This is a genomic window from Comamonas sp. lk, from assembly GCF_900564145.1.
Taxonomy (GTDB): domain Bacteria; phylum Pseudomonadota; class Gammaproteobacteria; order Burkholderiales; family Burkholderiaceae_C; genus Comamonas.
Genome location: NZ_UOOB01000001.1, coordinates 2,048,202 through 2,067,616 on the forward strand (window position 1 = coordinate 2,048,202; position 19,415 = coordinate 2,067,616).

22 protein-coding genes are annotated in these 19,415 nt (G+C 60.6%); 16 read left to right on the forward strand and 6 right to left on the reverse strand.

All coding sequences use genetic code 11. From position 1 onward, the window contains the following. Positions 1–4: 4 nt before the first annotated feature. The 5 genes from EAO39_RS09455 to EAO39_RS09475 all read right to left on the reverse strand — a co-directional run bounded on the left by EAO39_RS09455 (position 5) and on the right by EAO39_RS09475 (position 3,930). Positions 5–607: a biotin transporter BioY gene (locus EAO39_RS09455; protein ID WP_120967162.1), complete on the reverse strand. Its 603-nt coding sequence runs from the start codon at positions 605–607 to the stop codon at positions 5–7. Positions 608–633: 26 nt separating this feature from the next. Beyond that, positions 634–1,227, reverse strand: coding sequence for an energy-coupling factor transporter transmembrane protein EcfT (locus EAO39_RS09460; protein WP_120967163.1), 594 nt, complete (start codon positions 1,225–1,227; stop codon positions 634–636). Next, on the reverse strand, positions 1,220–1,984 hold the full coding sequence (locus EAO39_RS09465; RefSeq protein WP_120967164.1) for an ABC transporter ATP-binding protein: 765 nt from the start codon (positions 1,982–1,984) through the stop codon (positions 1,220–1,222). Before EAO39_RS09465 ends, EAO39_RS09460 begins: the two co-directional genes overlap by 8 nt. Before the next feature lie 690 nt (positions 1,985–2,674). Then, a complete protein-coding gene (locus EAO39_RS09470; RefSeq protein WP_120967165.1) occupies positions 2,675–3,082 on the reverse strand; it encodes a hypothetical protein in 408 nt (135 codons plus the stop codon). A 230-nt stretch (positions 3,083–3,312) separates the two neighbouring features. Then, on the reverse strand, positions 3,313–3,930 hold the full coding sequence (locus tag EAO39_RS09475) for an NAD(P)H-dependent oxidoreductase (protein WP_120967166.1): 618 nt from the start codon (positions 3,928–3,930) through the stop codon (positions 3,313–3,315). Between the two features lie 202 nt (positions 3,931–4,132). Here EAO39_RS09475 and EAO39_RS09480 point away from each other — a divergent pair, with 202 nt between their 5' ends. From EAO39_RS09480 to EAO39_RS09510, 7 genes are all read left to right on the forward strand, one after another. After that, the gene (locus EAO39_RS09480; protein ID WP_120967167.1) at positions 4,133–5,047 is read left to right on the forward strand and encodes a LysR family transcriptional regulator; all 915 of its coding nucleotides are present in this window, start codon (positions 4,133–4,135) and stop codon (positions 5,045–5,047) included. Between the two features lie 143 nt (positions 5,048–5,190). Continuing rightward, positions 5,191–5,799 (forward strand): alpha/beta hydrolase, encoded by a 609-nt coding sequence (locus EAO39_RS09485; RefSeq protein ID WP_120967168.1) that lies wholly within the window; start codon positions 5,191–5,193, stop codon positions 5,797–5,799. Between the two features lie 254 nt (positions 5,800–6,053). After that, a complete protein-coding gene (locus EAO39_RS09490; protein WP_120967169.1) occupies positions 6,054–7,055 on the forward strand; it encodes a sulfate ABC transporter substrate-binding protein in 1,002 nt (333 codons plus the stop codon). Between the two features lie 159 nt (positions 7,056–7,214). After that, a complete protein-coding gene (gene cysT / locus EAO39_RS09495; protein ID WP_120967170.1) occupies positions 7,215–8,096 on the forward strand; it encodes a sulfate ABC transporter permease subunit CysT in 882 nt (293 codons plus the stop codon). Continuing rightward, on the forward strand, positions 8,096–9,136 hold the full coding sequence (gene cysW, locus EAO39_RS09500; RefSeq protein ID WP_240466936.1) for a sulfate ABC transporter permease subunit CysW: 1,041 nt from the start codon (positions 8,096–8,098) through the stop codon (positions 9,134–9,136). Before cysT ends, cysW begins: the two co-directional genes overlap by 1 nt. Positions 9,137–9,165: 29 nt before the next feature. Further along, entirely contained in the window at positions 9,166–10,293 is a 1,128-nt protein-coding gene (locus tag EAO39_RS09505) for a sulfate ABC transporter ATP-binding protein (protein ID WP_120967171.1), read from the forward strand. Positions 10,294–10,406: 113 nt separating this feature from the next. After that, complete coding sequence (locus tag EAO39_RS09510) at positions 10,407–10,907, forward strand: disulfide bond formation protein B (RefSeq protein ID WP_120967172.1); 501 nt, start codon at positions 10,407–10,409, stop codon at positions 10,905–10,907. A 320-nt stretch (positions 10,908–11,227) separates the two neighbouring features. On the opposite strand, the gene EAO39_RS09515 is transcribed toward EAO39_RS09510, so the two are convergent. After that, a complete protein-coding gene (locus tag EAO39_RS09515; protein WP_120967173.1) occupies positions 11,228–11,503 on the reverse strand; it encodes an oxidative damage protection protein in 276 nt (91 codons plus the stop codon). 142 nt (positions 11,504–11,645) lie between these two features. Between EAO39_RS09515 and EAO39_RS09520 the strand changes: the two genes are divergently transcribed. The 9 genes from EAO39_RS09520 (at position 11,646) to EAO39_RS09560 (ending at position 19,386) form a co-directional block, all read left to right on the forward strand. Then, a complete protein-coding gene (locus EAO39_RS09520; RefSeq protein ID WP_120967174.1) occupies positions 11,646–12,677 on the forward strand; it encodes a sulfate ABC transporter substrate-binding protein in 1,032 nt (343 codons plus the stop codon). Between the two features lie 57 nt (positions 12,678–12,734). Further along, positions 12,735–12,938 carry a hypothetical protein gene (locus EAO39_RS22930; protein WP_240466937.1) on the forward strand — a complete coding sequence of 68 codons (204 nt, stop codon included), beginning with the start codon at positions 12,735–12,737 and terminating at the stop codon, positions 12,936–12,938. Between the two features lie 148 nt (positions 12,939–13,086). Next, entirely contained in the window at positions 13,087–13,692 is a 606-nt protein-coding gene (gene ssuE, locus EAO39_RS09530; protein WP_120967175.1) for an NADPH-dependent FMN reductase, read from the forward strand. A 207-nt stretch (positions 13,693–13,899) separates the two neighbouring features. Continuing rightward, a complete protein-coding gene (locus tag EAO39_RS09535; RefSeq protein ID WP_120970883.1) occupies positions 13,900–14,913 on the forward strand; it encodes a sulfonate ABC transporter substrate-binding protein in 1,014 nt (337 codons plus the stop codon). A 25-nt stretch (positions 14,914–14,938) separates the two neighbouring features. Beyond that, a complete protein-coding gene (locus EAO39_RS09540) occupies positions 14,939–16,000 on the forward strand; it encodes an aliphatic sulfonate ABC transporter substrate-binding protein (protein ID WP_120967176.1) in 1,062 nt (353 codons plus the stop codon). A gap of 12 nt (positions 16,001–16,012) precedes the next feature. Next, entirely contained in the window at positions 16,013–17,221 is a 1,209-nt protein-coding gene (gene ssuD, locus EAO39_RS09545) for an FMNH2-dependent alkanesulfonate monooxygenase (protein ID WP_120967177.1), read from the forward strand. Positions 17,222–17,231: 10 nt separating this feature from the next. Continuing rightward, the gene (ssuC, locus tag EAO39_RS09550; RefSeq protein ID WP_120967178.1) at positions 17,232–18,059 is read left to right on the forward strand and encodes an aliphatic sulfonate ABC transporter permease SsuC; all 828 of its coding nucleotides are present in this window, start codon (positions 17,232–17,234) and stop codon (positions 18,057–18,059) included. A 110-nt stretch (positions 18,060–18,169) separates the two neighbouring features. Beyond that, positions 18,170–19,138, forward strand: coding sequence for an ATP-binding cassette domain-containing protein (locus tag EAO39_RS09555; RefSeq protein WP_120967179.1), 969 nt, complete (start codon positions 18,170–18,172; stop codon positions 19,136–19,138). Between the two features lie 32 nt (positions 19,139–19,170). After that, complete coding sequence (locus tag EAO39_RS09560; RefSeq protein ID WP_120967180.1) at positions 19,171–19,386, forward strand: molybdopterin-binding protein; 216 nt, start codon at positions 19,171–19,173, stop codon at positions 19,384–19,386. Positions 19,387–19,415: the final 29 nt, after the last annotated feature.

Here is a 19,415-nt window from a genome sequence, read left to right on the forward strand (position 1 = left end):
CGCGTCAGTCATGGCGGCCACCAAAGCGCCAGTCGGGCATGCCGCGTGCCACCGTGTGCACGATCACGGCACACAGAATGCATTTGAGGAAGTCGCCGGGCACAAACAGCAGCGTGGCCTTGAAGGCCTGGGCCAGGCTCAGCTTGGCCATGGCCATCAGGCCCAGCATGCCAAACAGGTGCTCGAAAATCAGGCCGCCGATCAGCGCTGCCACAAAAGCGTGAATAGCGGTGCGGCGCGGCGACAGCTGCGGGCTTTTTTGCAGCGCATACATGACGGCGCCCGTGATGCAGGCCGCCAGCGCATAACCGAGCAGATAGCCGGTGGATGGCGCCAGAAACACGCCTATGCCGCCGCGCCCGCCCGAGAGCAGGGGCAGGCCTACGGCCACGGCCGCCAGAAACAGAAGCATGGACTGCAGGCCGCGCCAGGGACCCAGCATGACGCCGGCCAGCATGACACCTAGCGACTGAATGGTGATGGGCACGCCCAGCGGCAAATCAATCTTGGGGATCAGTCCCATCACGGCCATGAGGGCGGCAAACAGCGAAACCTGGGCCATGGAGCGCGCACCGCTGCGCGAGAGAGAAGAGGTGGTGGATGTCATGTCGTGCCTCGAATGCTTGAATTGTCTTACTGTCCCAGCCGTGCCCAGATGGCGTCGGCCACGCGCTTGCTGGCCTGCAGCATGTGAATGGTCAGCGGCGCGATCAGCGCCAGGCCGCCGGGCTTGCCGGTACGCAGACGATGGGCATCGTCCAGCTTCTTCCATTGCACAAAAAAATGCTCGGTAAAGCGCAGCATCAATGCCAGCTGCAAGGCCACTCGCTCGGGTGAAACACCCAGCGGTGCAAATGGCTTGAGCAGGCGCTCCAGCACCTCCACCAGATCGCTGGGGCGGGTGGTGACCGTCAGCGCAATGCCCAGGATGGAGGCTGACACCAGCCGCAGCGAGCTGACTGCCGCCAGCGTGTAGTTCTGCATGAAGACGTGAAAACCCGCCACCAGCAGCGAGGTGACAATCACCGTTCGCAGCAGGCGGCCGGCAATGCCTGTGGCCTCACCCAGGGAGAGCCACAGCAGGGCGCAGCCCACCGTGGCAGCAGCCAGCACCCAGGGATTGGGGATGAGAAACAGCAACGTGCCCAGCACGGCCAGCAGCAGCAATTTGCTGCCTGCCGTCCAGCGGTGCAGCCAGGTCAGCTGTTCGCTATAGAGACTACCCATGGGGCACCTGTGCTGCTGTCTGCAGCGGCGTTTGCAGTCTGTTGGCGACATCGGCCTCATAGGCGGCGCAGACCTCCCGGCCCGGGCCGTCGCCGCGCAACTGGCCTTGGTCGAGCCAGATCACGCGTTCGAAGTCGCGCACATGGTCGAGCACATGGGTGGAAATGATGATTTGCTGAGGCGCTGCCGCGATGTCCTGCGCCAGCCGCGCCTGCCCGGGTAGGTCAAGGCTGGCAAAAGGCTCGTCCAGCAGCAGCACCCGGGGCGATGCGATCAGCAGCGACAGCCAGCACACCTGCTGGCGCTGGCCCTGGCTCAGGCTGCTCACGGCGCGCTCGGCCCAATGGGCCAAGCCCCGGCGTTCCAGCAGGGTGCGGGCCTGGGCCTTGGCTTCTTTCTTACCCAGGCCCTGGGGGCGCAGGCTCAGGGCCAGCTCTTCTTCTACCGTGGGGAAGATGATCTGGTCGTCCGGGTTCTGGAACATCATGCCCACCATCCCCGGCTGCTTGGCCCGGGCGGCATGCAGCTCGGCCTCGTCAATCAGCACCTGGCCGCCGTGGGCCTGATCCAGCCCGCACAGCAGGCGAAACAGACTGCTTTTGCCGGCCCCGTTATCGCCGATCAGCCCTATGCGCTGCTCCAGCAGAGTGAGGTTCAGTCCTTCAAACACCTGGGTCATGCCGCGCTTGAGCGAGACATTGACCAGGCGCATGCCCGCAAGACCCGGTGCGGCACGGATTCCTGCAGGCGCGGGCATGGGCGGGGGGGCGGCGAAACCAGGACTTGAGAGACTATCCATGACGGCAAACACAAAGATTGAAGCGGGCAACTGACCACAGCCCTGAATTTGCCAAAGCAGCTTCGCGACCGAGACCGAATGCGGCGGATTCTAGCGCCGTCCATTTGTTTTCAACGTCTCGCAACTCGGCTTCTTCTTGTGTGAATTACACGCAAGAATTTTCCTCACCGGTCGCATTGACTGGTGATGGTTGGGATGGCGTGCATATGCGGTCTTTAAACGTCACTTGGCTGGCTGTAGCGCTCTCTTGCGAGAGTTTGCTTTGAATAGGCTCTATGTTTGCCTATCGTCTTGCAAATTTGCGACTTGCATGTGTGGAAGTTGCCGTAGAAGCAGTGTTTTGGCAGTGCGATGCGCGGCGTTGGGCTAGGGCGGCCGCGCTGCGCGGGGTGATCTAGCGCTTTGGTGGCCGTGCGAGTGCGGGATAAGCGGCGAATCGGTTCAGAGAGTAGGTGGCTTGGCACCGAAAATATTCTCGGAAAATTTGTAACGGGCACTGTGTGGAGTGCGCTACGAATCGCCTGTGTGTCTGCCGGTCGCGCACCGCCAGGCATCAATCGCTGGCTGATATGAGAGGAAAAGTGCTTTCAGACCTTGCCAGTCAAGTGCAGTCAGCTATTGAATTGGTATGAAACCCGCCTTGTCTACTCAAGGCTTGGATGTTTTTCCGGCAGCCTGAGCCTGGTCAATGGCGTCGATGATGGTTACGCCTGTGGCTTGAACACCGGGTGCGTTAAAGCCGGGGCCGGGCGTAACGCCGGGATGCTCGAGCAGCTTTTGCGTCACGCTGGACTGGACTGGTGCAGCCGGTGTGGCTGCGGGGGGCTGTGTCTTTGGCTCGGCCGCCTCTTGGGTGCTCAAATAGTCGTTGTAGCGGCGTAGCGCCTGCTGATCGGACTGCTTTTGCTCGCGCTCCTGCACGTACTTCCAGTACTGGTAACCGCCCGTGCCCAGAACCAGTGTCAGCAGAAGAAAAACGCCCAGCACCGTGATGACGATGTTTTCGTCGGAGCGGCTGTGCTTGCTGGTAATGCGGGGAATGGGGGCGGAGGACATGGGGCAGAGGCTCAGATAAACGCACCATCGCTGCTGGCTGGCTCAGCGGCTATCTGCGCAAAATTGGCGAGATATTCGGTATGTTTTCAGCGTATCAAAAAACGCGGGGTGCAAGGGCCAGAACAGAGCTGCTTAGCCCTGCCTGACCACTTGTTTGATTGACGTCAAAAAGCCGGCAGGCTCTGGGCGCTGCCGGCTTGGCTGACCTGTTAGCCGTGATGAGTCGGTTATCAGGCGGCCACGGTCACCAGGGCGTCGATGCTGGCGTGGGCGGCTTCCAGGGCCTTGGCGCGGGCTTCAGGGCCCATGCCAATGCCTTCAGCGCGCACATAGCTGACATCGGTCACGCCCATGAAGTTGAACATCACCTTGACATAGCTTTCCTGGTGTTCCAGGGCCTGGCCGATTTCCGAGGTGGAGTACATGCCGCCACGGGTGGAGGCCACGATGACCTTTTTGCCGCCGGCCAGACCCTGAGGGCCGGTGGCGGTGTACTGGAAGGTGCGGCCGGCCTGGGCCACGCGGTCAAACCAGGCCTTGAGCTGCGAAGGAATGGTGAAGTTGTAGAAGGGCGCGCCCATCACGATCACATCAGCGGCCAGGAACTGGCTGACCAAGGCTTCAGAGATGGCGTTCTCCTGGCGTTCGGCTTCGGTGGAAGCTTGTTGGCCGGTGCGAAAGCCGATGGAGACGGGGCTCAGGTGCGAAGGGGCGTTTACTGCCAGATCCAGGTAGTCGACCTGGGCTTCGGGGTTGGCTTGCTTGAGGTTTTCAACCACGGCGGCCGTGAGTTCGCGGGAGACGGAGTTGGCGCCGGTGATGGAGGAGTCGATGTGCAGGATACGCATAGGTAATTCAGTCCGATTGAGGTGGATGTAGCAGGCCTCAGGCGGCTGAGTGTTGCTGCATTGCAATAACTCGCCTACCGAAACCAGTGATTCGATGGATAGATTATGAATTTATTGAGATTGCGCGATAAGTCGTCAAATATGCGATAGATTGTCCTGAATATCGAAGTAATTGATCCCAGAAAATCAAAGGCAGGTGTGCATGGTTGATCTCAATGACATGCTGTATTTCGTCGAAGTGGTGGAGCGGGGTGGCTTTGCCGCTGCAGGGCGGGCACTGGGCATCCCCAAATCCCGGCTCTCGCGTCGTGTGGCCGAGCTGGAGGAGCATCTGGGCGTTCGCCTGCTGCAGCGCACTACGCGAAAGTTGTCGCTCACTCAGGTGGGGGAAACTTATCTGCGTCATTGTCAAGCCATGCGCGATGCGGCATTGGCCGCCTCCGACGCGGTGGCTGAAGTGCAGACCGAGCCGCGTGGCGCCATTCGGGTGACCTGCCCGGTAACCCTGGCCCAGACGGTGCTGGGCGAGTTGATGCCGGACTTCCTCAAGCGCTGCCCTTTGGTGCAGGTGGAGATGCAGGTGACCAACCGACCGGTCAATCTGGTTGAAGACGGCGTGGACGTGGCTTTACGCGTACGCGCCAGTCTGGAAGACAGCGGCTCCATGGTGGTCAAGCGCCTGGATACCTCGCGTCAGGTGCTGGTTGCCAGCCCCGATTTGCTTGAGCGTCAGGGCACGCCCACCCAACTGGAAGATTTGCAATTGCTGGACAGCATGGCCATGTCGGCCGTTGATGGTCACTACAGCCTGTTGCTGCTGGGCCCCGAAGGCAAGGAGCACCGGCTGCAGTTGCAACCGCGCTATGTGGTGGATGATTTGCTGACCCTGAAATTTGCCGCCCTGGCCGGCAGCGGCATGTGCTGGCTGCCTGACTATATGTGTCAGGAAGAAGTGGCCGCCGGGCAGTTGGTGCAGCTGATGCCCGACTGGGCGCCGCCGCCGGGCATTGTTCATGCCGTGTTTCCGTCAAGGCGCGGGTTGGCGCCTGCGGTCAGGCATTTCCTGGATTTCCTGGCTGAAACCATGCCGGGACGCAACAGCCTGGCCCAGCCCTGAACGGGGAAAAGGGAGTCTCGACGCCAGGCTTTGCTTACGGTATTAGCTTCTACCCATAAAGTAAGAACAAAACATTCGTTGGGTTTGGCGGTCGGCCTCACCACAATGCGGCTCTTGCAGGCAATGCACTCGCAGGAGGCACCGTGGAATCCCCTTATCAGATCGTTATCGTGCCAGGTTGGCGCAACTCAGGCCCGGGTCACTGGCAAAGCCTGTGGGCGGAGCAATTGCCAGGCGCTCAGCGCGTGGTTCAGGACGATTGGCTGGTGCCGCACCGCGATGCCTGGGTCAGCACGCTGGAGAAAGTCGTGCTGGAGTCGGACAAACCCGTCGTGATCGTGGCCCACAGCCTGGGCTGCATCACCACAGTCCATATGGGCGAGGAGGCAGCGGCCCGTGTGCAAGGTGCTTTGCTGGTGGCACCGGCCGATCCCGAGCGACGCGCCCAATTGGCAGATTTCGCTCCCGTGCCTTATGCGCCTTTGCCTTACCGCAGCGTGCTGGTGGCCAGCAGCAACGATCCGTATTGCCCCATACGCCGAGCCGGTGCTTATGCGCGTGCCTGGGGCAGCGAGCTGGTGCGTTTGCAGAACGCCGGGCACATCAATGTGGAATCAGGTTTGGGCGACTGGCCGCTGGGGCTGGCCTTGCTGCAATCGCTGCAGCAAAGCAGTTCCTGGTCGGCGGCCGGCAAAAGTACAGGGCGCCCAGTGGCGGGAACGAGTTCCGAACGGCCTGCAGTGCCGGCCTGATGGACATCAATCAAAAGCAGCAGTAGCTGCTTTTTTTATAGCTAAAAGCGCTATTCCTGTATACGTTTTGGTGCCGTTCCCTGGTGATTCCGATGACTGACTGGCGTCTGGTGCTGCAAGAATGAAATCCTGCTCTGAGTTTCTTTATATCGAAATCAACAAAACAAAGAAAAATATATTCTTTTGAGTTTTAAGCAGCTGTTCGCACAATGTGTACATCTCCAAACACATGGCACAAGAAAAGGCAGCGAACCATGCATTCCGTGAAGCTCAAGACTTTGTTGGCATCCATCGCACTGGCAGCAGCCGGTGCCGCATCGGCCCAGACGCAGCTGCTCAACGTCTCCTACGACGTGGCGCGTGAGTTCTACAAGGACTACAACGCGGCCTTTATCGCCCACTACAAGAAGACCAAGGGCGTCGATATCAAGGTGGATCAGTCGCATGGCGGCTCCAGCGCCCAGGCACGTGCAGTCAACGACGGTCTGGCTGCCGATGTGGTGACTTTCAACACGACCACCGATGTGGATTTCCTGGCCCAGAACGGCGTGGTCGCCAAGGACTGGAACAAGAAGTTCCCTCACGATGCATCGCCCACCACCTCCACCATGCTGTTTCTGGTGCGCAACGGCAATCCCAAGAACATCAAGGACTGGTCCGACCTGATTCGCCCCGATGTGAAGGTGGTTGTGGTCAACCCCAAGACCGGTGGCAACGGCCGTTACGCCTATCTGGCGGCCTGGGGCTCGGTGCGTGAAAAAGGCGGCACCGATGCGCAAGCCGCCGACTTTGTACAAAAACTCTACAAGAACGTGCCCGTGCTGGGCAAGGGCGGTCGCGATGCGACCAGCATCTTCTTGCAGCGCAATATCGGCGACGTGCTGATCACTTTTGAATCCGAAGTGGTCTCCGTGGACCGTGAATTCGGTCAGGGCAAGGTCGATGCCGTGTACCCCTCGGTCAGCATCGTGGCGGAAAACCCCGTGGCCGTGGTGGAGCGCACCGTAGGCAAGAAGGGCACAACCCAGCTGGCCCATGATTACCTGCAATGGCTGTACTCCGACGAAGCCCAGGAAATTGCGGCCAAGCATGCGCTGCGTCCCCGCTCCGAAGCCGTGCTCAAGAAGAACGCCGATGTGTTCAAGCCCATCAAGCAGTTCACCGTGGGCAAATACTTCGGCTCTCTGACTGAAGCACAAAAAGTGCACTTCAACGACGGCGGCCAGTTCGACAAGCTCTACACCCCCGGCAAGTAAGCCTTGCCAACTGAGCTGCATCTGACCCGCAGCTGAATCGTCTTCGAGTGCAACAAGCAGGCGAGAGCCATGGGGGCTGGCCCCCGATGTTTCTCTTGCCTGCTTTCTTGCTCTCTGATCTCTTTATTTTCCTCACCACAAGGCTGCCTCGGAACGTTTATGTCGACTGCTGTCCCGACCAGTCCCACGCTTGCTAAGGAGAGCCCCCGCAAGGCTCGCAGCAGCAAGCGCGTTTTGCCCGGTTTCGGGCTGACGCTGGGCTACACGATTTTTTATCTGAGCATCATTGTGCTCATTCCGCTGGTGGCTTTGCTGTCCGCCAGCTTCACCCTGACCTGGGGGCAGTTCTGGAACGCCGTGGCATCGCCTGCCGTGGTGGCTTCTTACAAGCTGTCGTTTTTCATGTCCTTTGTGGCGGCCTGTGTGAACGTGGTGTTCGGCATGCTGATTGCATGGGTGCTGGTGCGCTACCAGTTTCCCGGCAAGAAGGTGGTGGATGCACTGGTGGATCTGCCGTTTGCCCTGCCTACGGCCGTGGCCGGTATCTCGCTTTCGGCGCTGTATGCCGGCAACGGCTGGATTGGGCAGTACTTCGAGTCGCTGGGCATTCAGATGGCTTACAACCCCAAGGGCATTGCCATTGCGCTGATTTTTATCGGCCTGCCTTTTGTGGTGCGTACGGTGCAACCGGTGCTGGAGGACTTCGAGAAAGAGCTGGAAGAAGCGGCAACCAGCCTGGGCGCTTCGCGCTGGCAGATCTTCTACAAAGTGATCCTGCCGCATATCGGTCCGGCACTGCTCACCGGCTTTGCCATGGCGTTTGCACGCGCCGTGGGCGAGTACGGCTCGGTCATCTTCATTGCGGGCAATATTCCCATGGTTTCCGAAATCACGCCGCTCATCATCATGGCCAAGCTCGATCAACACGATCTGGCCGGCGCTACTGCCGTGGCGGTGGTCATGCTGCTGATCTCGTTTGTATTGCTGCTGCTGATCAATGCCTTGCAAGCGTGGCAGCGCAAGGCACAGGGAGGCCGCTGATGCAAAAAATTCATGAATTGCTAGTGGGCTTTTTCCCCGGCCTGCTGCCCATCTGGACGGAGCTGCTGGTCTGGGTCATCGCAGCTCTGGTGCTCTTGGTGGCGCTCTACAAGATCACGGCGCCCAAGAAAAGCACCAAACTGGAAAAGATCAGCACTACCGAGCCGCGCTGGGTGCGCTGGGTACTGACCTCGGTGGCCCTGGTTTTCATGGGCCTGTTCCTGATCCTGCCGCTGCTGTCCGTGTTTGGCGAAGCGCTGCGCAAGGGCTGGGACGTCTATATCAGCGCCCTGGGCGAGCCCGATGCGCTGTCTGCCATCAAGCTCACGCTGATCACGGCCTTGATTGCCGTGCCGCTGAATCTGGTGTTCGGCGTGGCAGCTGCCTGGTGTATTGCCAAGTATGAGTTCAAGGGCAAGGCTTTTCTGACCACGCTGATCGATCTGCCGTTTTCCATCTCGCCGGTGGTGGCCGGTCTGATGTATGTGCTGGTGTTTGGTGCCAACGGCTGGCTGGGCCCCTGGCTTGCCAAGCACGAGATCCAGATCATCTTTGCCGTGCCCGGCATCGTGCTGGCCACCATCTTCGTGACCTTCCCCTTCATTGCCCGGGAGCTGATCCCGCTGATGCAGGCGCAGGGCAGCGATGAAGAGCAGGCCGCGATCGTGCTGGGTGCTTCGGGCTGGCAGACCTTCTGGAAGGTGACGCTGCCCAACATCAAGTGGGGTCTGGTCTACGGCGTGATTCTGTGCAATGCCCGTGCCATGGGCGAGTTTGGTGCCGTATCCGTGGTCTCCGGCCATATTCGCGGTCAGACCAACACCATGCCGTTGCATGTGGAGGTGCTTTATGCCGACTACCAGGCTGCAGCCGCTTTTGCGGTGGCATCGCTGCTGGCACTGCTGGCTCTGGTGACGCTGTTCATCAAGTCCATCGCCGAGTGGCGTGCCGAGCAGCAGGCCAAGGCCGCAGCAGAATCGCCTCCTGAGCGCCCCAGCCCGGTCGGCAGCATTTCAAGCAATACCGCCAAGGCAGCCTGAGCTGCCTGCATCTGAAGCAGAGTTTCATCATGAGTATCGAAATCCGTAACGTCAGCAAGCAGTTCGGCGACTTTCAGGCGCTGCGCGATGTGAGCCTGGACATCAAATCTGGCGAGCTGATCGCCTTGCTAGGCCCCTCGGGCTGCGGCAAGACCACGCTGCTGCGCATCATTGCCGGCCTGGAAACTGCCGATGTGGGCACCATCCATTTCAGCGGTGAAGACACTACCGATGTGCATGTGCGCGACCGCAACGTGGGCTTTGTGTTTCAGCATTACGCGCTGTTTCGCCATATGACGGTGTTTGAGAACGTGGCCTTTGGCCTGCGCGTCAAGCCCCGCAAGGAGCGCCCCAGCGAGGCCTATATCCGCGACAAGGTCATGAGCCTGTTGAAGCTGGTTCAGCTCGACTGGATTGCCGACCGCTATCCCTCGCAACTGTCGGGTGGCCAGCGTCAACGTATTGCCCTGGCCCGCGCTCTGGCTGTGGAGCCCAAAGTGCTGCTGCTGGACGAGCCTTTTGGCGCGCTGGATGCCAAGGTACGCAAGGAGCTGCGCCGCTGGTTGCGCCGCCTGCACGACGAGTTGCACGTGACCTCCATCTTCGTGACCCATGACCAGGAGGAAGCGCTGGAAGTGGCCGATCGAGTGGTGGTCATCAACCAGGGCAAGATCGAGCAGGAAGGCACGCCCCAGGAAGTCTGGGACAACCCGGCCACGCCTTTCGTCTACGGTTTTCTGGGTGACGTCAACCTCTTCAAGGGTCGCGCCAGCGATGGCCGCGTCTATCTGGAAGAAGGCATGCAGCTCGATAGCAAGGATGCCCAAGGCGCGCAGAACAGCCACGCTTTTGCCTATGTGCGTCCGCATGATCTGGAGGTGGAACGCTACTCCCCGGGCCAGAACCTGGACGCTCAGGGCCGACCCACCGGCATCGTGGCCCAGCTCTCGCGGGCGATTGTGGTCGGACCGATTGCGCGCCTGGAACTTATTCCCTCCGAAGGCACACAAAACACCGACAATGCGGGAAGCGATGGGCTGATTGAAGCCCAGATTCCTGCGCAGCAATTCAAGGACATGGGCTTGCGTGAAGGAGAGACCCTGGTGGTCACTCCGCGCCGAGCCAAGGTGTTCCTGGATGAGGCTGCCGGTATTTGAGGATGCACTAGCTTCCATTCGCATGGAAAAGGCTGTGGCTTCTTGCAGATGCCGCAGCCTTTGCTTTTTTGTACTGGGTATTTCCTTGAAATGACGCCGAAAGAGAAGTAGACATGCTTGAATGGTTTGCCACCGCGCCCCGGCGCATCCTTGCCCTGGTCAGCGCCACCTGTGTGGCCATGCTGGCCTTTGGCCTGTATCTGCAACATGTGGTGGGCCTGGAGCCATGCCCCATGTGTATCGTGCAGCGCTATGCGCTGATTGCTGTTGCGGTATTCACGGCTCTGGCAAGCGCCAGAAGCTCAAAAGGCTGGTGGATGAGCTTTGGCCTGCTGGCCTTGCTCATGAGCGGCTTTGGTGCCTTTGTCGCCGCCCGCCAAAGCTGGTTGCAGTGGTACCCGCCCGAGTTCGCCACCTGCGGCCGCGATTTCTACGGCATGATCGAGAACTACTCCATCAGCCGCGCTGTCCCCATGATCTTCCGCGGCTCGGGCGACTGCGCAGCGGTGGACTGGAGCTTTCTGGGGGGCTCGATTGCCAACTGGTCCTTTGTCTGCTTTGCCGTGTTCTCTGTGGTCTTGCTGCTGTTGCTGCTCAAGGGGCAGCGCAAGTAAGCCACACCTCGCGATCTGAAGGCGAGGTATGGCCCTCAACACGATCTGGCGCCCTGCAGGGGCGCTTTTTCATGCCCAAAAACTGGAGGGTTGATGCTGAGTGCTTGCCAGAGCGCCACTTTAATTTTTTAACTCTTCAGAAATTGCCAAGCCAAAAAGCCAAGCCCCTACAGCGCGAACTGTAGGGACTTGGCTTTTTTTGCGGAAATTTGGGCGGAATCAGGCTGAAACCCAATCAAATAAAGCGTAGCAAGCTATCTATTTGAGAGTGTGTCGCTCTAGTTTAGAGCGATACGCCAGCCTGGGAGCCCAGACCTTGATCAGGCGGCCGTAGGCGGCACGTAGCCCTGGGCGGCATCGGCGCCGCCGCCGAAGAAATGGTTCTCCATCTGGCGGGCCAGGTACTGGCGGGCGCGTGCATCGGCCAGATTCAGGCGGTTTTCATTGACCAGCATGGTCTGGTGCTTGAGCCAGTCGGCCCAGGCCTGCTTGCTCACGCTTTCATAAATGCGCTTGCCCAACTCACCGGGATAGGGAGGAAAGTCCAGGCCATCAGCGTCAACGCCGAGCTTGATGCAGTGAACGGTACGTGCCATGAATGGGGTCCTTGTTGGTGATTCAGATGTTTGAGTAATAACAAACTGAAATCTTATTGGTTTGAGTTTTAAGTCTGTGGATGAAGAATGTAAAGCAACGAGGGATGCCCGCGTTGTTCACTCACTCAAAGAATACAGACTCATGAAAAATCGCCGTCACTTTATCAAGTTTCCTCTGGCTGCCAGTCTTGCTCTGGGCTTGACCTTGTCCGCTCTGCCTGCATTGCCCGCTTTGGCGCAAGGCAGTGCCCAGCTGCTCAACGTCTCCTATGACCCGACACGTGAGCTGTACGTGCAATACAACCAGGCTTTCAGCAAGCACTGGAAGGCGGAAAAAGGCCAGGACGTCACCATCAAGCAATCGCATGGCGGCTCGGGCAAGCAGGCGCGCTCCATCATTGACGGCATTGAGGCCGATGTGGCCACATTGGCTCTGGCCGGTGATATCGATGCCCTAGTCAAGAACGGCAATGTCAAGGCCGACTGGCAAAAGCGCCTGCCGCACAACAGCGCGCCTTACAACTCCACCATCGTGTTTCTGGTGAAAAAGGGCAACCCCAAGGGCATCAAGGACTGGGATGACCTGGTCAAGCCCGGTGTGCAGGTGATCACGCCCAACCCCAAGACCTCGGGCGGTGCCCGCTGGAACTATCTGGCAGCCTGGGAATTTGCCAAGCGCAAATACGGCGGCGATGCTCAGGCCAAGGACTTCATCACCAAGCTCTACAAGAACGTACCCGTGCTGGACACCGGTGCGCGCGGCTCCACCGTGACTTTTGTGCAGCGCGGCCTGGGTGATGTGCTGCTGGCCTGGGAGAACGAAGCTTATCTGGCACTCAAGGAGTTTGGCGCCGAGAAATTCCAGATCATCGCCCCTTCGTTGTCCATCCTGGCCGAGCCTTCGGTGGCCGTGGTCGACAAGGTGGTGGACAAAAAGGGCACGCGTGTCGTGGCCGAGGCTTACCTCAAGTATCTGTACTCCGAAGAAGCCCAGCGGATCGCCGGCAAGAACTTCTACCGTCCCACCGATACCAAGGTGGCGGCCGAGTTCGCCAGCCAGTTCCCCAAGCTGGAGCTGTTCACCATCGACAAGGCCTTTGGCGGCTGGGCGGCGGCAGACAAGGCCCACTTTGCCGACGGCGGCAGCTTTGACCAGATCTACGTCAACAAGTAAGCACAGCGCGGCGGGCTGGCCCGCCGCACCAGATCACAGCAAACACAGGAGCGGGTAATGAGCAATTTCTGGAGCCGTCTGGGGCAGTCGTTTTTGAGCGCAGGAGCTATGAATGCCCGCCAGCCGTTGCTGGCGTGGGAGGCTTCGTGGGATGAAGCCGAAGCATTGATTGCCAGCGGCAAGCTGTGGCCTGAGCCACCGCAAACCCCGGTCGGTGACAGGACCCCGGATGCGTCTCCCAGCACGGTGCGGCAGCCCTAGTTTTGGTAATACGCCCTTGATACGTCGCAGCGAAGTCTTGCCGTACTTTGTACTGGCTGCCGCTTTGCGCCTCGTCTCAAACGCAAATCTACGATTTTCTGGACCCTGCTAACAGCTCTTAAAGCACCAACAAAGATAAAGCCAAGCCATGTCGATTTTGCTGATTGCCGGTAGCCCTACACAGCCTTCACGCTCCACCGCGCTGCTACAAGCAACGGCTCAGCGCCTGCATGCCCACGGGCTGAGCACCGAGCCCTTGCTGCAGCTGTCCAAATTAGACCCCGTGGCCTTGCTGGGTGCCCAGTTCGATGCGGCCGAAATTCGAGAGGCCACGGCCCGCATTGCACAGGCCGATGCCATCGTGGTGGCCACGCCGGTTTACAAGGCCGCCTATAGCGGTCTGCTCAAGGTCTTTCTCGATGTGCTGCCCCAAACCGCGCTCAAGGGCAAGCTGGTCCTGCCGCTGGCCACGGGCGGCAGCCCCCACCACATGCTGGCGCTGGACTATGCCTTGCGCCCCGTGCTGCAGTCCTTGGGGGCGCGCCACATCCTTCCCGGCATTTACGCCACCGACCAGGGCGTGCCTTTGCTGCCCGAAGGCGGATACGGCATAGCCGCCGATATCGCCGAACGCGTGGAGGATGCGGCCCATTTGCTGGCTACCGATTTGCGCCGTGCCAGGTTGCAGGAGCCGCTGTACAGCGCTGCCCAATTTGAAGACATCGCTTTTGCCGATGTGCGATGTAGCGTCTGAAGTCCAAGGCTCAGCTCTGGTGAGCTGAGCTCCACACAGCAGTCCTGATGCATTGAATCTGACGCCTGGCGGCGCAGGTTCCGGCTGCTGCATTCCTCGAGAAATTCCTGAATTGATAGCAGTCTGTGCACTGTGAAGGTGGGCTTGCGCCCGATTTTCCTCAAAACCTTTGCTGACGACAGACGGCAAGAACCCAAGACCTACATCATGAGCAAGCCATTGTTTCCCTCCGAACCGGCCAAGGCCGCCATTTCTCAAACCACACGCCGCCAATGGCTGGCGCGCACCGCTGGTGCCGCAGCGCTGGCCGCATCGGGCTCGCTCTGGGCTCAGCAAACAGGTCAGGGCCAGCGTGTACTGCGCGTCGGCCACCAAAAAGGCTGGCTGTCCATTCTCAAGAACCGCGGCACGCTGGAAAAGCGTCTGAGCCCGCTGGGCGTGGCCGTGCGCTGGGTGGAGTTCAATGCCGGCCCGGTGCAGCTGGAGGCACTCAATGTGGGCTCCATCGACTTTGGCGATGTGGGCGAGGCCCCTCCCATTTTTGCCCAGGCCGCCGGAGCCCCTTTGGTCTATGCCGGCGCCACCGTGGCCAGACCCGGGCTGGAAGCGGTGATCGTGCCCAAGAACTCGGCCATTCGCAGCGTGGCGGACCTCAAAGGCAAGCGCATTGCCTATAACAAGGGCTCCAACGTGCATTACTTCCTGGTCAAGCTGCTGGAAAAGCACGGCCTGAAGTACGGCGATGTGCAGTCCGTCTTCCTGGCACCGGCCGATGCACGTGCGGCGTTTGAAAAAGGCGCGGTGGATGCCTGGGTCATCTGGGACCCCTTCCTGGCCGCAGCACAGAAATCGCTGGATGCCCGCCTGCTTGCCGATGCCAAGGGCGTGGCCAATAACCGAGCCTACTACTTCACCTCCCGCGATTTCGCCACCCGCAATGCCGATGTGCTGCGCATTGCCATTGAGGAAATTGCCGTGATTGACGCCTGGGCCTCCAAGAACAAGAGTGCGGCCGCGGCCGAGCTGTCCCAGATTCTGGGTCTGGATTCTGCGGTGACCGAGCTGTACCTGAGCCGCACGGAGTTCGGTACCAAGGCCGTGAATTCCGAAATTCTGGCCGAGCAGCAAAAGATTGCCGACACCTTCTTCGATCTCAAGCTGATTCCCAAAAAGCTCAATCTGCTGCATGCCGCGCCGGTCGATCTGGTAGCCGGCCGTTGAGACCTAGCAAGACAGGACATCCATCATGAGTTCTTCATTGTCTCGCCCCCGTTTCAATCGGGGCCGCCGTCAGGCACTGCAGCTGCTGGGCACCACGGCCTTCAGCTGGACCTTGGCTGCCCATTACGCCAACGCGCAGGGCACGCCCGTCAGCGGCGCACCGGCTCAGCTGCGCATCGGCTACCAGAAATCCGCCGTGAACCTGGTGGTGCTCAAGCAGCATGGCGTGCTGGAAAAGCGCTTTCCCCAGACGCAGATCAACTGGCTGGAGTTTCCTGCCGGCCCCCAGCTGCTGGAAGCCTTGTCTGTAGGCAGTCTGGATTTTGGCCTCACCGGCGATTCGCCGCCGGTGTTTGCACAGGCTGCCGGCAAGGATTTGCGCTATGTGGGCGCCGAGCCGCCCAAGCCCGAAAGCTCGGCAATTTTGGTGCAGGCCGACTCGCCGCTGCAAGCGCTGGCCGATCTCAAGGGCAAGAAGGTCGCGCTGCAAAAAGGCTCGAGCGCCCACTATCTGCTGGTGCGCGCTCTGGACAAGGCCGGCATTGCCTGGGCCGATATCCAGCCCGTGTATCTGGCGCCGGCCGATGCACGCGCGGCATTCGAGCGCAAAAGCGTGGATGCCTGGGCCATCTGGGATCCCTATTACGCGGCCACCGAGATCAGCATCCGCCCGCGCGTGCTGACCAATGGCGAAGGACTGTCGGGCAACAACGCCTTTTATCTGTCTTCCAAAGGGCTGGTGGAGCGCCATCCCCAGGTCATCAGGGCCTTGTTCGACGAACTGACCCGCGCCGATCAACTGGTGCAGACCACCCGCAAGGAAGTGGTGCAGCTGGTGGCCGCTTTCAGCGGGCTGGAGGCCAATGTGGTCAACCGTTTCATCGGTCGGCGGCCCAGCTCGCCCACCACCTTGCTCAGCCCGGCCATCGTGGCCGATCAGCAGCGTGTGGCCGATGCTTTTTTTCGTCTGGGCGTGATTCCGCGTCAGGTGCGGGTGGCTGACATTGTCTGGCAACCCACCGCTGAGCAATACGCCAAATACGCCCAGCTCAATTCCTCTGCCCCCAGCGTGGCCGCCAAGATTTAAGGACATTCGATCATGCAAGTTTTCTGGTTCATTCCTACCCACGGTGACGCCCGCTATCTGGGCACCAGCGAGGGCGCCCGTCAGCTCAGTCACGACTATGTGAAGCAGGTGGCCATCGCCGCAGACAGCCTGGGCTACGAGGGCGTGTTGATTCCCACCGGCCGCTCCTGCGAAGACCCCTGGGTGGTGGCCTCCAGCCTGATTGCCGTCACCAAGCGCCTGAGGTTTCTGGTGGCCGTGCGCCCCGGCCTGCATCAGCCTAGTCTGGCCGCGCGCATGGCGGCCAGTTTTGACCGGCTCTCGGGCGGTCGTCTGCTGATCAATCTGGTCACCGGCGGCGATCAGGCCGAGCTGGAGGGCGACGGCGTGTTTCTGGATCACGCCACGCGCTATGAGCAATCGGCAGAGTTCATCAAGATCTGGCGCGAGATTCTGGAACGCAGCCATGAAGGAAAGTCGCTGGATTTTGAAGGCCAGCATCTGCAGGTCAAAGGCGCCAAGCTGCTGTTCCCGCCGCTGCAAAAACCGTATCCGCCCGTGTATTTCGGTGGCTCTTCGCCGGCGGCCCATGATCTGGCTGCAGAGCAGGTCGACGCCTATCTGACCTGGGGCGAGCCGCCTGCCGAAGTGGCCAAGAAGCTGGCCGATGTGCGAGCGAAAGCCGAGCGCCTGGGCCGCAAAGTCAAATTCGGTATCCGCCTGCATGTGATCGTCCGTGAGACCGATGAGGAAGCCTGGGCCGATGCCGAGCGACTGATCAGCCGGCTCAAGGACGAGACCGTGGTACAGGCCCAGGCCGCATTTGCACGCATGGATTCCGAAGGCCAGCGTCGCATGGCAGCCCTGCACGCCGGCGGCAGCAAGCGCAGCCGCGCCGATCTGGAAATCAGTCCCAACCTCTGGGCCGGCGTGGGTCTGGTGCGTGGCGGTGCTGGCACGGCGCTGGTGGGCAGTGCGCAGACGGTGGCAGACCGCATCAAGGAATACGCCGATCTGGGCATAGACACTTTTGTGCTCTCGGGCTACCCGCATCTGGAGGAAGCCTATCGCTTTGCCGAATTGGTCTTCCCGCTGCTGCCGGTGAACGTGCAGCAAAAGCTGGGGGGCGGCAATCCCAGCGGCCCGTTTGGTGAGACCGTGGCCAATTTGTACTCGCCGGGCGCCGGTGCGCTGGGCGTCCGCGATCAGGTTCGCGACCAGGTCCGTGTTTCGCAAAGCTGAAGGAGCAGGCATGAGCGATGTTCAAACTCTGGCTTTGAAACCTGTAGCCCAGGCGGTGCCCCGGCTGGAGCTGTTTGCCCGTCAGCTTGGCCTACGGCTGCTGCCCTGGCTGTTGCCGCTGCTGCTGATAGCCGCATGGCAGGCCGCCTCGGCCTATGGCTGGCTCTCGACGCGGGTACTGCCCGCGCCGCTGGATGTGCTGCGCGCGGCCTGGACGCTGGCCGAGTCGGGCGAGCTGTGGACGCACGTCAAGGTCAGCGCCGGACGCGCCTTGCTGGGCCTGGCGATTGGCGGCAGCCTGGGCTTGTTGCTGGGCCTGTTCACGGGCTCGCTGCGCTGGGCCGAGACGCTGCTCGACTCCACGATTCAGATGGTGCGCAACATCCCGGCGCTAGCCCTGATTCCGCTGGTGATTCTGTGGTTTGGCATTGATGAATCGGCCAAGCTGTTTCTGATCAGCATCTCGGTGTTCTTTCCCATCTATCTCAACACTTTTCACGGCATCCGCAATGTGGACCCGGGCCTGATCGAGATGGGCAAGAGCTACGGCCTGACCCGCTGGCAGCTGTACCGCGACATCGTGCTGCCGGGAGCGCTGTCCTCGATTCTCGTGGGCCTGCGTTTCTCTCTGGGGCTGATGTGGGTGATTCTCATCGTGGCCGAAACCATCTCGGCCCAGGCAGGCATTGGCTATCTGACCATGAATGCCCGGGAGTTTTTGCAGACCGATGTGGTGCTGGTAGGAATTTTGCTCTATGCCTTGCTGGGCAAGCTGGCCGATCTGTTTGCCCGGTCGCTGGAACGCTGGTGGCTGCGTTGGCATCCGGGGTATCAGTGATCACCCCCTGAGGGGGACGACGCCTTCGCCGCGAGGCGGCTCTTGCTTGGCGTCTCTCGCAAGGAGTGGGTCGATTTTGAGCTTGATGGGAAAAATTTGAGGAGCTTGTGATGAGCAATTTGTGGAGTCGTTTGACGCAGTCGCTGACCAGTGCCGGCGCCTTGAATGTGCGTCAGCCACTGGTGGCCTGGGAGTCCTCGTGGGACGAGGCCGAGGCCTTGCAGGCAAGTGGCCTGCTGTGGCGCAAGTCGAAAGATGCAGAGCCAGCGGAGGCCGACCGTGTGAAGCTGCAAGGTGTGCATTTGCAGACGCAGCAGCTGACCAAGCGCTATGGCGAACGTGAAGTCCTGAAGCAGGTGCAGCTTGATGCGCGGCCCGGCGAATTCATCGCCATCGTGGGGCGCAGCGGCTGCGGCAAGTCCACCTTGTTGCGTCTGGTGGCGGGGCTGGAAAAATCCAGCGTCGGCCAGGTGCTGATTGACGACGCGGCCGCCGACACGGCGCGGCAGGACACGCGCATCATGTTTCAGGATGCCCGCTTGCTGCCCTGGCTGCGCGTGCTGGACAACGTGATTCTGGGCCTGCCGCCATCGGCAAAGGACAAAGGCCGGGAGGTGCTGGCCCAGGTGGGTCTGGCAGATCGCGAGAACGAATGGCCTGCCAAGCTTTCCGGCGGCCAACGCCAGCGCGTGGCCTTGGCCCGGGCACTGGTGCACCAGCCGCGTCTGCTGCTGTTGGACGAGCCTCTGGGTGCACTTGACGCGTTGACGCGCATAGAGATGCACAGACTCATCGAAGGTCTCTGGCAGCGCCATGGCTTCACGGCCTTGCTGGTGACCCACGATGTGCAGGAGGCCGTAGCCTTGGCAGACCGGGTCATCCTCATTGAAGACGGGCGCATTGCGCTGGACGAACGCATTGAGCTGCCGCGGCCGCGCGTGCATGGCGATCCGCGCTTCGCGGCGCTGGAGACCCGCATTCTCGATCGCGTGCTGCAAAAGCCCGATGTGGCGCCGCCTTCGCTTCCCTCAGAACCCTGGCCCGGTGTGTCCGCATCAGGCCTGCGCTGGGCTATTTAACTTTCTTTTTCACCCCTCTCAAAGGAAACATCATGTCGATTCAAGCTATCAACGTTCGCAACCAGTTCAAAGGCAATATCAAGGAAATCATCCGTGGCGACGTGGTCTCGGAAGTGGATGTGCAAACCCCTTGGGGCATCGTCACATCGGTCATCACCACGCGCTCGGTGGATGATCTGGGCCTGGTTGTCGGCTCGGAAGTCGTGGCCCTGGTCAAGTCTACGGAAGTGTCGCTGGCCAAGCTTTAAGTTGTTCTCGGCGAGTCTCACCACGAGGT

What these genes read in the sequence shown, in the direction of transcription:
- EAO39_RS09510 (WP_120967172.1), top strand. Translation starts at nt 10,407, where the DNA reads ATGCTTGAATGGTTTGCCACCGCGCCCCGGCGCATCCTTGCCCTGGTC.
- EAO39_RS09520 (WP_120967174.1), top strand. Translation starts at nt 11,646, where the DNA reads ATGAAAAATCGCCGTCACTTTATCAAGTTTCCTCTGGCTGCCAGTCTT.
- EAO39_RS09535 (WP_120970883.1), top strand. Translation starts at nt 13,900, where the DNA reads ATGAGCAAGCCATTGTTTCCCTCCGAACCGGCCAAGGCCGCCATTTCT.
- EAO39_RS09475 (WP_120967166.1), bottom strand. Translation starts at nt 3,930, where the DNA reads ATGCGTATCCTGCACATCGACTCCTCCATCACCGGCGCCAACTCCGTC.
- EAO39_RS09560 (WP_120967180.1), top strand. Translation starts at nt 19,171, where the DNA reads ATGTCGATTCAAGCTATCAACGTTCGCAACCAGTTCAAAGGCAATATC.
- ssuC (WP_120967178.1), top strand. Translation starts at nt 17,232, where the DNA reads ATGAGCGATGTTCAAACTCTGGCTTTGAAACCTGTAGCCCAGGCGGTG.
- cysW (WP_240466936.1), top strand. Translation starts at nt 8,096, where the DNA reads ATGCAAAAAATTCATGAATTGCTAGTGGGCTTTTTCCCCGGCCTGCTG.
- EAO39_RS09460 (WP_120967163.1), bottom strand. Translation starts at nt 1,227, where the DNA reads ATGGGTAGTCTCTATAGCGAACAGCTGACCTGGCTGCACCGCTGGACG.
- EAO39_RS09555 (WP_120967179.1), top strand. Translation starts at nt 18,170, where the DNA reads ATGAGCAATTTGTGGAGTCGTTTGACGCAGTCGCTGACCAGTGCCGGC.
- EAO39_RS09465 (WP_120967164.1), bottom strand. Translation starts at nt 1,984, where the DNA reads ATGCCCGCGCCTGCAGGAATCCGTGCCGCACCGGGTCTTGCGGGCATG.
- ssuD (WP_120967177.1), top strand. Translation starts at nt 16,013, where the DNA reads ATGCAAGTTTTCTGGTTCATTCCTACCCACGGTGACGCCCGCTATCTG.
- ssuE (WP_120967175.1), top strand. Translation starts at nt 13,087, where the DNA reads ATGTCGATTTTGCTGATTGCCGGTAGCCCTACACAGCCTTCACGCTCC.
- EAO39_RS09505 (WP_120967171.1), top strand. Translation starts at nt 9,166, where the DNA reads ATGAGTATCGAAATCCGTAACGTCAGCAAGCAGTTCGGCGACTTTCAG.
- EAO39_RS22930 (WP_240466937.1), top strand. Translation starts at nt 12,735, where the DNA reads ATGAGCAATTTCTGGAGCCGTCTGGGGCAGTCGTTTTTGAGCGCAGGA.
- EAO39_RS09480 (WP_120967167.1), top strand. Translation starts at nt 4,133, where the DNA reads ATGGTTGATCTCAATGACATGCTGTATTTCGTCGAAGTGGTGGAGCGG.
- EAO39_RS09455 (WP_120967162.1), bottom strand. Translation starts at nt 607, where the DNA reads ATGACATCCACCACCTCTTCTCTCTCGCGCAGCGGTGCGCGCTCCATG.
- EAO39_RS09470 (WP_120967165.1), bottom strand. Translation starts at nt 3,082, where the DNA reads ATGTCCTCCGCCCCCATTCCCCGCATTACCAGCAAGCACAGCCGCTCC.
- EAO39_RS09540 (WP_120967176.1), top strand. Translation starts at nt 14,939, where the DNA reads ATGAGTTCTTCATTGTCTCGCCCCCGTTTCAATCGGGGCCGCCGTCAG.
- EAO39_RS09515 (WP_120967173.1), bottom strand. Translation starts at nt 11,503, where the DNA reads ATGGCACGTACCGTTCACTGCATCAAGCTCGGCGTTGACGCTGATGGC.
- cysT (WP_120967170.1), top strand. Translation starts at nt 7,215, where the DNA reads ATGTCGACTGCTGTCCCGACCAGTCCCACGCTTGCTAAGGAGAGCCCC.
- EAO39_RS09490 (WP_120967169.1), top strand. Translation starts at nt 6,054, where the DNA reads ATGCATTCCGTGAAGCTCAAGACTTTGTTGGCATCCATCGCACTGGCA.